Origin of the sequence: Salinibacterium sp. PAMC 21357 (genome assembly GCF_000247645.1) — a bacterium.
Lineage (GTDB): Bacteria > Actinomycetota > Actinomycetes > Actinomycetales > Microbacteriaceae > Rhodoglobus.
Window position 1 is genome coordinate 344,904 of sequence record NZ_AHWA01000004.1, and the last position, 13,559, is coordinate 358,462.

14 protein-coding genes are annotated in these 13,559 nt (G+C 60.2%); 4 read left to right on the forward strand and 10 right to left on the reverse strand.

Annotated features, from left to right (window positions below):
- Positions 1 to 62 precede the first annotated feature (62 nt).
- Together ON14_RS04945 and ON14_RS04950 are read right to left on the reverse strand one after the other, a co-directional pair.
- Positions 63 to 491, reverse strand: a complete 429-nt coding sequence (locus ON14_RS04945) for a MarR family winged helix-turn-helix transcriptional regulator (protein WP_010203573.1) — start codon at positions 489 to 491, stop codon at positions 63 to 65.
- Positions 492 to 572: 81 nt separating this feature from the next.
- Positions 573 to 1,007 (reverse strand): DUF1761 domain-containing protein, encoded by a 435-nt coding sequence (locus ON14_RS04950; protein WP_010203574.1) that lies wholly within the window; start codon positions 1,005 to 1,007, stop codon positions 573 to 575.
- A gap of 158 nt (positions 1,008 to 1,165) precedes the next feature.
- On the opposite strand from ON14_RS04950, the gene ON14_RS04955 reads away from it, so the two are divergent.
- Positions 1,166 to 1,765, forward strand: coding sequence for a YdeI/OmpD-associated family protein (locus ON14_RS04955; protein ID WP_010203575.1), 600 nt, complete (start codon positions 1,166 to 1,168; stop codon positions 1,763 to 1,765).
- A 28-nt stretch (positions 1,766 to 1,793) separates the two neighbouring features.
- Here the strand turns inward: ON14_RS04955 and ON14_RS04960 are convergent, their stop codons facing one another.
- The 4 genes from ON14_RS04960 to ON14_RS04980 form a co-directional block, all read right to left on the reverse strand.
- Positions 1,794 to 3,053 (reverse strand): sigma-70 family RNA polymerase sigma factor, encoded by a 1,260-nt coding sequence (locus ON14_RS04960; RefSeq protein ID WP_010203576.1) that lies wholly within the window; start codon positions 3,051 to 3,053, stop codon positions 1,794 to 1,796.
- A gap of 1 nt (position 3,054) precedes the next feature.
- Positions 3,055 to 3,402, reverse strand: coding sequence for a YciI family protein (locus tag ON14_RS04965; RefSeq protein WP_010203577.1), 348 nt, complete (start codon positions 3,400 to 3,402; stop codon positions 3,055 to 3,057).
- A 10-nt stretch (positions 3,403 to 3,412) separates the two neighbouring features.
- Positions 3,413 to 3,667 (reverse strand): DUF1761 domain-containing protein, encoded by a 255-nt coding sequence (locus ON14_RS04970; RefSeq protein ID WP_010203578.1) that lies wholly within the window; start codon positions 3,665 to 3,667, stop codon positions 3,413 to 3,415.
- A 750-nt stretch (positions 3,668 to 4,417) separates the two neighbouring features.
- Entirely contained in the window at positions 4,418 to 5,377 is a 960-nt protein-coding gene (locus ON14_RS04980; protein ID WP_010203580.1) for a DsbA family protein, read from the reverse strand.
- A gap of 206 nt (positions 5,378 to 5,583) precedes the next feature.
- Between ON14_RS04980 and ON14_RS04985 the strand changes: the two genes are divergently transcribed.
- Positions 5,584 to 6,684, forward strand: a complete 1,101-nt coding sequence (locus ON14_RS04985; RefSeq protein ID WP_010203581.1) for an ABC transporter ATP-binding protein — start codon at positions 5,584 to 5,586, stop codon at positions 6,682 to 6,684.
- Positions 6,685 to 6,766: 82 nt separating this feature from the next.
- Positions 6,767 to 8,029 (forward strand): DUF4032 domain-containing protein, encoded by a 1,263-nt coding sequence (locus ON14_RS04990; RefSeq protein ID WP_010203582.1) that lies wholly within the window; start codon positions 6,767 to 6,769, stop codon positions 8,027 to 8,029.
- 56 nt (positions 8,030 to 8,085) lie between these two features.
- Here the strand turns inward: ON14_RS04990 and ON14_RS04995 are convergent, their stop codons facing one another.
- Positions 8,086 to 8,568, reverse strand: coding sequence for an Lrp/AsnC family transcriptional regulator (locus ON14_RS04995; protein WP_010203583.1), 483 nt, complete (start codon positions 8,566 to 8,568; stop codon positions 8,086 to 8,088).
- Between the two features lie 98 nt (positions 8,569 to 8,666).
- Here ON14_RS04995 and ON14_RS05000 point away from each other — a divergent pair, with 98 nt between their 5' ends.
- Positions 8,667 to 9,851 (forward strand): trans-sulfuration enzyme family protein, encoded by a 1,185-nt coding sequence (locus tag ON14_RS05000; RefSeq protein WP_010203584.1) that lies wholly within the window; start codon positions 8,667 to 8,669, stop codon positions 9,849 to 9,851.
- A 96-nt stretch (positions 9,852 to 9,947) separates the two neighbouring features.
- On the opposite strand, the gene rlmB is transcribed toward ON14_RS05000, so the two are convergent.
- From rlmB to ON14_RS05015, 3 genes are all read right to left on the reverse strand, one after another.
- Positions 9,948 to 10,982 carry a 23S rRNA (guanosine(2251)-2'-O)-methyltransferase RlmB gene (rlmB, locus tag ON14_RS05005; RefSeq protein WP_010203585.1) on the reverse strand — a complete coding sequence of 345 codons (1,035 nt, stop codon included), beginning with the start codon at positions 10,980 to 10,982 and terminating at the stop codon, positions 9,948 to 9,950.
- Between the two features lie 31 nt (positions 10,983 to 11,013).
- Positions 11,014 to 12,444 carry a cysteine--tRNA ligase gene (cysS, locus tag ON14_RS05010; protein WP_010203588.1) on the reverse strand — a complete coding sequence of 477 codons (1,431 nt, stop codon included), beginning with the start codon at positions 12,442 to 12,444 and terminating at the stop codon, positions 11,014 to 11,016.
- 139 nt (positions 12,445 to 12,583) lie between these two features.
- Positions 12,584 to 13,444 carry a 3-hydroxyacyl-CoA dehydrogenase gene (locus ON14_RS05015; protein WP_010203589.1) on the reverse strand — a complete coding sequence of 287 codons (861 nt, stop codon included), beginning with the start codon at positions 13,442 to 13,444 and terminating at the stop codon, positions 12,584 to 12,586.
- Between the last annotated feature and the right edge of the window lie 115 nt (positions 13,445 to 13,559).

The following is a 13,559-nucleotide window of genomic DNA, read 5'->3' on the forward strand; positions in this document are numbered from 1 at the left end:
CTCGGCACGAGTGAACTCAGCGCGCAAGACCAGCAGCCCTCAAACCCGCAGTCGTGCGAGCGCTACAGCGTGCGCAGGCGGTGCAGGATCGCGTTGAGGGTGGTCGCCTCTTCCTCGGTGAGGCCGAGGTTCTCGGCGGCGTTCGCCTCCACAAATTGCGGCCAGACAGCGTCGATAATCGTTGCACCCTTGGTGGTGAGGATGAGAGGGTTAGCGCGACCGCGCCCTCCGGCACCGCTGAGCTCGAGCATCCCCGCCTCGACCATGCCGTCGATGACACCCGCCATGCTCTGGGGGCGCACCATCGTGGCGCGGGCGAGTTCCGCCCGGGTCATGGGGCCGTTACTGGAGAGCTGAACGAGCACGCCGAACTGCACTGCTGACAGCCCAGAGCTCTGGATGATCTCAGTCATCGTGTGCTCGATCGCCCGGGCGGCGCGCGAGAGCGTCCACGTGACGGCCGCATCAATCTCGGACTGCTCGATCTTCATCCGAAACGTACCTCTCTGCTGCGGCGGGACGGCGGAGGCCGAGCCTCGCCACGACAAGCGTACGACGCGGCCCCCGTCTGTCTAACTCCAGAGCGTGAGAATGATGCTTGCCACCACGCTGCAGATAACGAAGTACGGAGCGTTTACGAGGCCGTACAGCAACGGACGCGGGATGTTGGGGTTGATCGCGATGTTAAAGGTGTGAGCAATGAGGTAGCCCACTCCAACGATGAGGCCGAAGGCGATTCCATCGGCAAGGGACTCGACCGCGAGCGCCCGCAGCAGAACGGCGCTCGTGACAACAACGGCGAGGTTCGCGATGAGCGGGCCAACGATGAACAACGGTGGCATCGCTGCCGCTTTGCCGCCTGCGGGCGACGTGCTGCTCGGGTCTCCCAGAGCCGCGGCGTACGGCTTAGCCACAATGACCGCGAACCACAGACCTCCAAGAACGGTGAACACGATCGTGGACGCGATAACCGCGAGCCAGTTGATTTCAGTGAGTACAGCAAACATGATGCTCCTAGAGTGAGTGAGTGAGTGAGTGAAAAGAAACAGGTTCCTGCTTCTTGATAGACTCTAGAAGCAGCCGCCGACAACCCGATGCGGTCGTCGGCACCATCTCCGCTCTCCTCTCGCGCTCACTTCATTTCCCTCGAAAGAAGGCTCCACTCGTGGCCAGTTTCGCCGACAAACCCATCCTCAACGTCACCATCGCCGAGTGGACGGACTACCTCGAGAACGAGCCGTCGCTCGAGGGAGTGCGCCTGAAACTCCGCAAGAAACTATCGAAGGCCCCCGGCATCACCTGGAGCGAAGCACTCGACGTCGCTCTGTGTTTCGGGTGGATCGACGGCCAGATGGCACGCCTCGACGACGACTACACGCTGCAAGCGTTCACCCCGCGACGCAAGAACAGTCCCTGGTCTCAAGTAAATCGCGACCATGTTGCCCGGCTCATCGAGGAGGGCCAGATGCGGCCACGCGGCCTCACCGAAGTCGAGCGCGCCAAGGCAGACGGTCGTTGGGATGCTGCCTACAGCCAGAAGAACATGACGACTCCCCCAGACTTGCAGGCTGCCCTCGACGCAAACCCGGCCTCGTCGGAGTTCCACGCTAGCCTCACCCGGAGTGAGCGCTTCCAGATCTATGCGCGCCTTACCGGCATCAAGACGCCAGCCGTGCGCGCAGCCCGCATCCGAGATGTCGTGGAGAAAGGGGCGAACGGCGAACATCACTACGCGCAGCCTGCGCCCGCGCCGAAGCGGCCCTAACTGCGGGGCGAGCGGGACTCCGGCGGAATTACTTAGGCAGCTGCGCGATACGGCGATCGAGATGCTGCTGCTCGGCGGCATTCGTAGCCAGTTCGCGCGCTCGGGCGAAGGCTTTGGCCGCGGCATCCGCATCGCCGGCACGCAACAATAGCTCGGCACGAGTAGCCCAATACAGGTGATAGTTCTCAAGGCCGGTGATCTCGGCGAGCAAGCGCAGCCCCGCATCGGGGCCGTCGGCCATTGACACCGCGACGGCACGATTGAGTGCCACTACCGGCGATCCACCCGTCATGGCCAGCAGCACAGCGTAGGCGGATGCGATTGCCGGCCAGTCGGTGTCGGCGGCAGTGCGGGCGGTGGCATGGTGGCGCGCAATCACCGCTTGGGTCTGGAATGGCCCTGGCTGCAGTTGCGCCAAGGCACTACGCAGCAGCCGGTTGGCTTGCTCGATGAGTTCGCCATCCCAGCGGGTGCGATCCTGCTGCTCAAGGAGAATCAATTCGTCGCCGTGAAAACGAGTGTCGTGGCGGGCGCGAGCGTAGAGCTCCAGCGCCAATAGGCCTTCGACTTCGGGATTACCTGGGAGCAGTTCGCGCGCGGTGATCGTGAGACGAATCGCTTCTTCCACGAGGTCGATGCGGGCGCCTGCCGCACTCCCCCGGGAGAGATAGCCCTCGTTGAAAATGAGATACACAACGGTGAGCAGAGCATCGACTCTCGACGTGACGTCTTCGGGGATGCTGAGCGGGATGCCCGCGTCACGAATCTTGCGCTTCGCCCGCACGATCCGCTGCGCGAGGGTCTGTTCGGGCAGCAAAAATGCGGCGGCGATCTCGACTGTGGTGAGGCCGCCGACAAGCCGGAGGGTCAATGCCACTTGAGTGTCTCGGCTCAGTGCCGGGTGACAACAGAGCAGCAGCAACCGCAGGTGTTCGTCGCCCGAATAGTGAGCATCGTCAATCATGTCGGGCACCTCCTCGTCGTTGCCGCCGGGGCCGTCGTCACCATTGTTGTGCTCGGCGGCCGACAGAAGATCAGGGGCTGAGCGTGCGAGACGACGCGCGGCCGCAGCGTCTCGCCGCACGCGGTCGACCGCGCGATTGCGCGCCACCGTGTAGAGCCACGCGGCGGGGTTGTCAGGCACTACGGCCCAGTTCAGAGCCTCGACAAGCGCATCCTGCACCGCATCATCGGCAACCTCGAGGCCGAAGCGGTGCGTGAGAAGAGCGAGCACATGCCCACTCTCCTCACGCGCCAGGCGAGTGACCGCCTCTGAGTCGTCGAGCACGCTACGAGGGCACCACCGGGCGAACCTCGAGCGAGCCGGCCGGAATCGGAACAGCCGCGGCGAGCGCGAGCGCCTCATCCAGATCTTTGGCTTCCACAATGTAGAAGCCGCCGAGGTGCTCTTTAGTTTCCGCGAAGGGGCCATCAACGATGGTGTCACCGGCGCCATAGGCCCGACGAATCGTGGTCGCCGTCTCAACGCCCTGCAGCTGGTCTGCCGCCACATAGTGGCCGCCATCAACCAACTTCTGGTTGTAGGCCATCCAAGGCGCCATCATCTCGTCGAATCCGGGCTCTCCCGGGTTTGGGCCGTCCATGGGTTCAGAGTGAATCAGGATCATGTACTGCATGTTTTTCTCCCTAACCGATTTGTGAAATGTGGCCGAAGAGGCCAATAACAACGGACATGACGATGAGAACTGCGAGCTGATGACCCATATCGATCACAAACAGCGTCGGGGACTTCTTCTCAAAAAGATACTCGACAGCGTTTCGCGACGCGGTAAAACCGAGCCACCCAATGGATGACACAGCCAACGTGACCGCCAGAAACGAGCCGCCAAACTGGTCGTGGGCGATCGCTGCTGCAAGCGCCAGCACATTCAGCGTCATCATGTCCTTTCGGGGCCGGAATCTCCTGCCCTTCACTGACATGACGCAGCGCACGTGCCGGATCGACATGTGCGCTGCAAAAAACTTTCTGCACCCTTCGGGGCCTCCGCGACCCCCGTGCATCCGACCATCCGAAACCCTCTAGCTCGCAACTATCCGGGCACAAAAACGGGGACCCGCGCTAGGCGCGGATGGGTGTAAAAGATTGTTAGCGTTTCCTTGAGATGCTTTCGCGCGTAAACGAGGAACGATTCTTCGTGATCTCTTTGGAGACAGTCTCTTCAGACAGGAGAAGGGCAAACGATGGCTGAACGACCGCGCAAAAAACCTCGTTCGCGCGCTACTGCCGCGTCTGTCCTAGTAGCGATCTGCGGCTCATTCGTGAGTTGGCTCGTCGGTGCCATCGTCGTCAGACTCGGGCTTAATTGGGCAGATACTTTCGAGTACTCCCCCGCATCAGAGTGGCGTTACCTCGGGGTTGCTATCCTCGCTTTGACTATCGCGACCTCCGGCTCCATCGGAGGCGCACGCTTTAGCCGGCGCTTCAGGCGAGAGCGGCTGATCTCGCCGCATCTCACCCCCGCAGACCAATAAGGATTCGCCCCAGAATACCCATTGCGGCGAACGGTTCTGAACTGAGTGCAGCCGTCCAAAGTCCCGAATGACACACACAGTTCTGCGGAGGAACCTCATGTAACGAGATAGGGCCCCGATCCGTATGGATCGAGGCCCTATTTCGTGTCTAAACGATATCTATGGAACCGGTGTCGCCTCCGGAGTCGGGGTTGAACTCTCGATGAAGTTGTCACCGGCTGCTTGGGTGACAAAAGCCTGGAAGGCGGTGAGGTCTTCCACTGATCCCTCATATTTGAGTCCGTTGACCAGAATGGTGGGGGTACCGAGGACCTGGGCGATTTCGGAGTTCGGAATCGGCCCCGAGAGAGCGAGTGCCGTGGAGTTCTTTACCCACGACTTGAACGTCTCGTCCTGGATGCACTCGGTGATTGTTGGCACATTTTCGACCCCAGCGGTGTCGAGCAGTGCAACGAGTTCATCATTGCTCAATCCGCCCGTGTTTTCTTCAGGTTGGACCTCGGCCGACAACAGCAAGTTGTGGTATTTGTAAAAATCGTTAGGCGAAGAATCAGCGACGCAAGCCACAGCGTTCACCGCACGGGACGAATAGCGCTGACCCTGCGAGTAGCGATCAAGAATGGAGATCGGGTGAATCTCAAGCGTTGCTGCGCCGTTGTCAACGAGGCTCTCGATGTAATCGGAGTTCGTCTGCTCAAATGCGCCACAAATCGGGCACAGGTAGTCGACATACATCTGGATGTCGAGAACACCAGAATCTTCATCCGGAACGCTCGCGATGGGGTCAGCATCTGATGCCAGAGCATCGGTAGGCGTCGCAATGAAGCCCTGCTTCAACTGGATGCCGTTGCTGGCGAAGTTTTGCGGTCCGGGGCCCGCCGGCTGGTTCGAGTTGACCAGAACAAGAGCAATAACAGCAACGATTGCAACGAGCGCGAGGCCAACGCTGCCCTGAAGAATCACCTTGGTGCGGCGGTCTTTCTTCTTTTGCTCATCGCGCTGAACACGGGCCTTTTCACGTGCCGCTTCGCGTCGCTCGTTCTTGCTGAGTCGGCTGTCGCCGGAATTGCCGTTGCTCAATCGAACCTCATCTGCCGTATAAATCACTGTGTTGGGCACCAGTAAACGCGGCGCACTCGTCGAATTCTAGGAGAAATCTCTGGGAAATGCCCAACCACCGTGTGAAACGAGTCCGGCAGCGGACTGAACCACTCGGTCATGTGGCCCCCAAAAAGGTGCAATAATGACCCAACGCGGTTTCGATCGCTGTCCATCACTCGGATCGTCCGGCACGTACCTGCCGGTGAAGGAGAAATACAAGAACAATGGCGTCTGTAACTTTTGACAATGCAACCCGCCTCTACCCCGGATCAACGATCCCGGCTGTAGACAAGCTGAATCTTCACGTAGAAGACGGCGAATTCCTCGTACTGGTCGGCCCCTCGGGTTGCGGCAAGTCAACTAGCCTTCGCATGCTTGCTGGCCTCGAAGAGGTCAACGATGGCAGCATCCTCATCGGAGATCGCGACGTCACTGACGTTCCTCCGAAGGACCGCGACATCGCCATGGTCTTCCAGAACTACGCCCTCTACCCGCACATGACTGTTGCCGAGAACATGGGCTTCGCGCTCAAGATCGCCGGCATCAACAAGGAAGAGCGCGCAGCTCGCGTACTTGAAGCAGCAAAGCTTCTCGACCTCGAGCCTTACCTCAGCCGCAAGCCCAAGGCCCTCTCGGGCGGTCAGCGTCAGCGCGTTGCCATGGGTCGCGCTATCGTTCGCCAGCCTCAGGTGTTCCTCATGGATGAGCCGCTCTCGAACTTGGACGCCAAGTTGCGCGTTCAGACTCGTACGCAGATCGCTAGCCTTCAGCGTCGCCTCGGAGTCACCACGGTGTACGTGACTCACGACCAGACCGAAGCGCTCACCATGGGTGACCGCATCGCAGTTCTCAAGGATGGCCTCCTCCAGCAGGTTGGTACTCCTCGCGACCTGTACGAAGCACCGCAGAACATTTTCGTCGCTGGCTTCATTGGCAGCCCCGCGATGAACCTGTTCAGCGTCGACATCGTCGACGGTGGCCTTCAGTTCGGCGACACTGTTGTACACGTTGACAGCGAGACCCTTGGCGAGACTGACGCGAAAACCGTCACTATCGGTGTTCGCCCCGAGGACGTGATCATCTCGACGACTGGTAACGGACTTCGGGTTGAGGTCGACCTCGTCGAAGAGCTCGGCGCTGACGGGTACCTCTTCGGTCACGCCGAGATCAAGGGCGAACGTGTCGATATCGTCGTTCGCGTCGATGGCCGCTCACACCCGAACGCTGGCGACGAGGTCTTCTTGACCCCTGAGCCTCACCACGTTCACGTCTTCGACACCGTCACTGGCCTGCGCCTGACCAAGAAGCCTGTCGTCGCGAGCTAGTTCCCGCTTTACAATCGAGCCCGTCAACGTCGAACAATGTTCGGATGCGTTGGCGGGCTCGTTTCAGCTTAAGGAAACGTGAATGTCTGGTTCTGTCAACATCACTTCGGCCACCGCCGACCCCGCCCTACTAGATCTTCCGTGGGAGTTGCCACTCGAGCTGTGGCCCGACGACGCGATCGCCACCTTGCCCAAGGGAATCTCCCGGCACCTGGTGAGGTTTGCGAACCTCAGCGGCTACATCGTTGCTATCAAAGAGACCTCGAGTGAGCTAGCCAAGCGCGAGTATGACATGTTGCGCACTCTGCAAAAGCTTGACGTTCCGTGTGTTGACCCGCTCGCCATCATCACTAACCGCACCGCTGCCGACGGCGAAGAGCTCAAGTCAGTACTCGTTACTCGGCATTTGCGCTTCTCGCTGCCCTACCGGGCTGTCTACTCGCAGAGCTTGCGCCCCGAAACCGCTCGCCGTCTCGTTGATGCTCTCGCTGTATTGCTCGTGCGATTGCACATTGTCGGCTTCTTTTGGGGCGATGTCTCGCTCTCCAACACTCTCTTCCGCCGGGATGCCGGAGCTTTCGCCGCCTACTTGGTGGATGCTGAAACAGGTCAGCTCTATGATCGACTGTCTAACGGGCAGCGAGAGAACGATCTCGAAATCGGGCGCGTAAACATCGCTGGTGAGCTCTTCGATCTTCAGGCCGGCGGTCGTCTCTCAGAGGACATCGACCCGATCGAGATCAGCAACGGAATCCTTGCTCAATACCGAACACTATGGCAGGAACTCACCGGTTCCGAACGCTTCGACCACTCCGAGCGCTGGCGCATCAACCAGCGCGTTGAACGACTCAACGCGCTCGGATTCGACATTGAAGAACTCGCGATCAAAACCGAAGATTCGGGAACTCGGGTTCGCATCCAGCCCAAGGTAGTGGATGCCGGACACCACTCACGTCGCCTGCTGCGCCTCACCGGTCTTGACGCTCAAGAGAATCAGGCTCGTCGCCTTCTGAACGACATGGATTCATACCGTGCAGCCTTCGGCAAGCAAGACATGGACGAAGAAATGCTTGCCCATGAGTGGGCCGCGCGCGTCTTTGAGCCCGTGATCCGTGCGATTCCGAAGGAGTTGCGCGGAAAACTTGAGCCAGCCGAAATCTTCCACCAGCTGCTCGACCACCGACGCCAGCTTGCTCAAGACTCGGGCCATGACATCCCGCTCGCTGAAGCAGTCGGCAGTTACGTCGAGAACGTTTTGAGGTTCCGTCGTGACGAAGCCACCATGATCAACCCACCGACGGCGCTTTCACGGCGCCCATCACGATTCCTGATGGTGGTGTCGTGAGCCACGATGATGACGATGACGATAGCAACGACTGGCGCCTGAACGTTTAGCTCACGCTAAGAGAGCAGCTGTTCGAGCCCGCGACCGGTCACGTGCTCGAACACGAGGTTCGTTTCGGTATGCGAAACGGCAGGGTGGCTCGCCAAATAGGTGAGCATGAAATCACGCAACTCGGCCGCACTATGAGCCGCGACGTGCAAGAGGTAGTCGTCTCCGCCCCCGGTGTGAAAGAACGCCAGCACGCCGGGCCAATACGGTGCAGCACTGCGAAAGGCATCAACATCTTCTCGCACATGCTTCACGAGTTTGATGGAGATGAGCGCCTGCACGCTCATGCCGAGTTTCGCGACATCGATGTCGGCATGGAACCCGCGTAGATAGCCTTCGTCGTGCAACCGTCGTAGCCGCTGCGAAACTGTCGACTCTGCCACGCCCGCCGCCGCTGCCAGCGCCGAGCCCGACATGCGCGCGTTCGTGGCCAGGCTCGCGAGGATCGCTCGATCGATCGAGTCAATCGGCACGGTTCTTGGTTCAGTCACGGTGGCCTCCTGGCCGCAGTTTATGCGAAATGCGTCACATTTCGTGAAGATTCTGCATCAGAGTTGATTTGTCGCGAAGTTTCTGCTGATATCAGAGGATGCTGCCTCCTGATATTCGCCTCGAAACCCTTGCTGTTCACGCGGGACTGGAGGGCGTTCACGAAAGTGGCCAACACGTTCCCTCCATCGATCTCTCGACAACGAACCCCCTGCCCAACGTTGAGGAGGGCGGAGACTCCTACGAGAACCTCGCTGGCGGAAACCCCATCGTCGATGGCCACTCCGCGGTCTACCAACGTCTCTGGCAGCCGGGCGTTGCCCGCTTCGAAGACAGTCTCGCTGCGCTCGAGGGCGCCGAAGCCGCCGTTGCCTATGCCAGCGGAATGGCCGCGCTTGCTGCAGTGCTGATCTCCATCGCATCCGCCGGTCGCCCCCACGTTGTCGGTGTGCGCCCGCTGTACGGCGGAACCGACCATGTGCTCGACAACGGCCTACTCGGCACGACTGTCACCTGGGCTGACGCCGATTCAGTAGCGGAGGCCATTCAGCCCGACACTGGGCTCGTGGTCATCGAGTCCCCCGCCAACCCCACGCTCGAGCTCGTCGACATCAAGAAGATCGTCGCAGCAGCAGGCGATGTGCCTGTGCTTGTCGACAACACTTTTGCGACTCCCGTGCTGCAACGCCCGATCGAACTCGGCGCAGCCATGGTCCTTCACAGCGCCACCAAGTACCTCGGCGGACACGGCGACGTCATGGGCGGCGTTATCGCCACCAGCGAGGCGCACGCCAAGAGCCTGCGCAACGTTCGCGCTCTCACCGGTGGAGTACTCCACCCCTTCGCGGCCTACCTTCTCCACCGCGGGCTGCGCACCCTGCCCCTGCGCGTGCGGGCCCAGCAGGAGACCGCTGGCGAACTTGCCCGTCGGCTTGACGGGCATCCGGCTCTCGCTCGCGTGCTCTACCCCGGCCTTCCGGGCCAGGACCCAGCGGGGCTCATCGGAACGCAGTCTGCCGGAGCCGGTTCGCTGATCGCGCTCGACCTCGCTGGCGGCTACGACGCCGCGGCAAAGTTCACCGAATCAGTGAAGCTGATCACCCATGCGGTCTCCCTCGGCGGCATCGACACGCTCGTGCAGCATCCGGCATCACTCACCCACCGCCCAGTGGCTTCAGAGGCAAAGCCGGGAGCAGGGGTAGTGCGCATCTCGATCGGCCTCGAGCACGTCGAAGATCTCATGAACGACATCACTGCCGCGCTCGATGCTGTGACGGCTAAGTAGCCGAAGCATTACGTTTGGCGCAACACAAAGAGCCGCTGTTCCCGAGGGAACAGCGGCTCTTTGTTGCCTATCGTTCGGGCTTAAGCCCAGACTCAGCTACTTCTTTTTGCGCGCTGCTGCTCGCAACTTCGAGATTTCATAGAGTGTGACGCTCGCGGCGATACCAGCGTTGAGCGACTCAGTCGAGGCACTAATGGGGATCGAGACGATTGCGTCGCAGTTCTCGGTGACGAGCCGCGAGAGACCCTTGCCCTCGCTGCCGACCACGATCAGAACGGGCTCTTTTGCCAACGGTAACGAGGGAAGCGAAACATCGCCGTCACCATCGAGGCCGAGCACGAAAACGCCGCGCTTCTTGTATTCCTTGATCATTTGCGTGAGGTTGTTGGCCATAGCAACGGGCGTGCGTGCCGCAGCACCAGCCGAAGTCTTCCACGCGGATGCCGTCATGCCCACCGAGCGACGCTGCGGAACGATTACACCTTGGCCGCCGAACGCGGCAACCGAGCGCACAATGGCACCGAGGTTGCGGGGGTCAGTAATGCCATCCAGGGCCACGAGCAGCGGAACTTGGCCGCGCGCCTCAACCTTGTCAAGCAATTCCATGGGGTGCGCATACTCGTAGGGCGGCACCTTTAGCGCGAAGCCCTGGTGCACAGAGTCGAAACCGGCGAGGCGGTCGAGTTCTGGACGCATCACTTCGAGAACAGCAAGGTTGCGGGCCGTAGCCAGCTTCAGGATCTCTTTAACGCGGTCATCGTATTCGATGCGAGCAGCCATGTAGAGAGTCTGAGCGGGGATCTTGGCACGCAGTGCCTCAAGTACTGAATTGCGGCCTGTGACCATCTCTGACTCGTCGGCAGACTTTGCTACCCGCGACCGGCTCGGTTGACTCGGCCGTTTGCCACCCTCAGATGGCTTGCCACTGTTGCGGCGAGTCCCGCCGGCAGCTTCGTAACGCTCCGCGGCAGCCTTGCGCTTGCCAGCGGGGTGATACGGGCGATCTTCCGCTTTGGGGGTGGGCTTGCGACCTTCGAGAGCTTGACGTCCCTGGCCTCCCGAGCCAACCTGAGGGCCCTTGCTGCCCTTGCGTACAGCTCCTGCGCGGGGTTTGTTACCTGGGTTTTTCACGAGTGTTGCTCCTGTCGGAAGCGCCGAATGTTCACGGCAAGCTCCAATGCGATTCGGTCGAGTCATCCTCTACAGTGATGCCCGCCGCTGATAGTTCATCACGGATTCGGTCGGCAACAGCAAAATCTCTTGCTGACCGGGCCGTATTGCGATCCTCGATGAGCTTCTCGACCAGTGCTGAAAGTGCAGCAACAGCCGGTTCTGAACGTTCAGAACCCCATCGTGGATCTTGTGGGTTGATACCCAAGACTTGTGCCATAGCGACCACTTGCGATCGCGCGGTGGCGACTGCCGCGAGATCTCCGTCGTCGAGCGCGGCATTGCCTGCTCGAATTGTATCGTGAACAACGGCCAATGCTTGCGGCACAGCAAGATCGTCATCCATTGCTTCGCCGAATTCTTCGGGAACTTCGTTGGTGTTCGCCACATCGAAGCGAGTGTCCCGCAGTCGGCGTGCTGCTCTTTCGATGAATACTTCAAGTCGCTCAAACGCTGCCTCGGCCTCGTCGAGTGAACCATCTGTGTAATCGATGGTGGAGCGGTAGTGAGCGGCGCCAAGAAGGTAGCGCACCACAATCGGGCGAGCGGCATCTAACAGGTCACGCGCAAATACCGAGTTGCCGAGCGACTTTGACATCTTTTGGCCATTCACATTGACCATGCCGTTGTGCACCCAGTGCTTGGCAAAGTCGTCGCCGGCCGCTGTCGACTGCGCGAGCTCGTTTTCGTGATGCGGGAATCGCAAATCTAGGCCGCCACCATGGATGTCGAACGCCCCTCCCAAGTACCGGCGAGACATGGCAGAGCACTCAATGTGCCAACCCGGGCGTCCATTGCCCCAAGGCGATGACCACGAGGCCGACTCTGGCTCGGCTGGTTTACTGCCCTTCCAGAGGGCAAAGTCGCGAGGGTCTCGCTTGGAGCGGGGATCGGCATCGGCGGCGGCAACCATGTCGTCGAGCTTTTGACGCGTCAGTTCGCCATAGCTTGGCCAAGACTTGGTGTCGAAGTAGACGTCGCCCGAGTCATCCGCTGCCGCGTAGGCGTGGCCGCGTTCAATGAGCTTGCCAATGAGGTCACGCATCTCAGATATGTTGGCGGTCGCTCGTGGTTCGTAAGTTGGTGGCAGAATACCGAGTTCGTTGTAGCCCGCAGTGAATTCGAGTTCGATGCGGTATGCCAGGGCCCACCACTGTTCGGTGGAGCCCTCCGCTGCGGCATCCACTGTTTTGCTCAGGATCTTGTCGTCAATGTCGGTGACGTTGCGTACCAACGTCACGTCGAGACCGCGGTAGGTGAGCCAGCGGCGCCAAATGTCGTACACAAGGGCAGAACGTAGGTGACCGATGTGAGGCGCTGACTGCACGGTGGGGCCGCACACGTAGATCCCTACTTTTCCCGGCTCGCGGGGGTCGAGGTCAACGAGGCTGGCACTCCGAGTGTCATACAGGCGAATAGTCACTGACCAAGTTTAGCGACACCACCTGTCTATTACGTGGCCGCGGCGCTGGCCCTCACGCGTGGTGAAGAAACCGGGGCCGTTCCGCCGGCGCTGACAGTGAAAAGAGCCCCGCTGTCAGCGGCCGTGCGGAGGTGACTTACTAGGAGGAGTAGTCGTAGAAGCCTCGCCCTGAGGCGACGCCCAGGTAACCCTTGTCGATGTATTCGGTCTTTAGCCACTCGGCAAATTTCTTCGTCTTTTCGTCTCCGTGAGACATGACGTTGTACGGAGTGGTCAACCCAATGACGTCGAAGATCTGGAAAGGCCCCATCGGTGCACCAGTGGCGATCCGCCAGGTGTTGTCTACGTCAGCAGGCTCTGCGTAACCATCGGCCGCAAGCTCGGCTGCTGCGTTCAGGAATGGCACAAGCAACGAGTTAAGAACGTAGCCAGCCTTCTCCTTGTGGATCGGAACAGGCACCATGCCAATCTCTGACGCGAATTCGACCACTGTGTCGAAGACAGCAGGGTCAGTGTCGCTCGTTCCCATGACTTCGGCCGTGTTGAACTTCCAGATTTGGTTGGCGAAGTGCAGCGCAAGGAACTTGTCTGCCCGGCCTGTGGAATCCTTGATGTCACTCGGCAGCAGAGTTGACGAGTTGGTCGCGAAAATCGTGTGTTCCGGTGCGAGCTTTCCCAGCTCCGCGTAGGTGGACTTCTTGAGATCCAGAATTTCGGGAATGGCTTCGATGACCAGGTCGGCGTCCTTGACCGCGTCCGCGAGATCGCGCGAGAAACGCACACGCCCGAGGGATTCTTGGGCCTTGCCATTTTCCGCACCAGCGACACTATCTGCGACATAGGTTTCCGCGAGTCCGGCAAAGCGCGTACGCGCCTTGTCGAGAGCCTCGTCATTGATGTCGTAGGCCACGACGTCAAAGCCGCTGAATGCTGTCTGGAAAGCGATCTGTGATCCGAGCACGCCTGTGCCGAGAACTGTCACGCGCTTAATGCTTGTCATTGTGTCCTTTTACTTTCGATTTTCGGGTCTGAAGCAATCAGGCTCGCATCGGCAGCTGCTATAACAACTCCCGATAGCTGCGAGCGTACGCCTCCGTTCTTCACGTTTGCTCGGT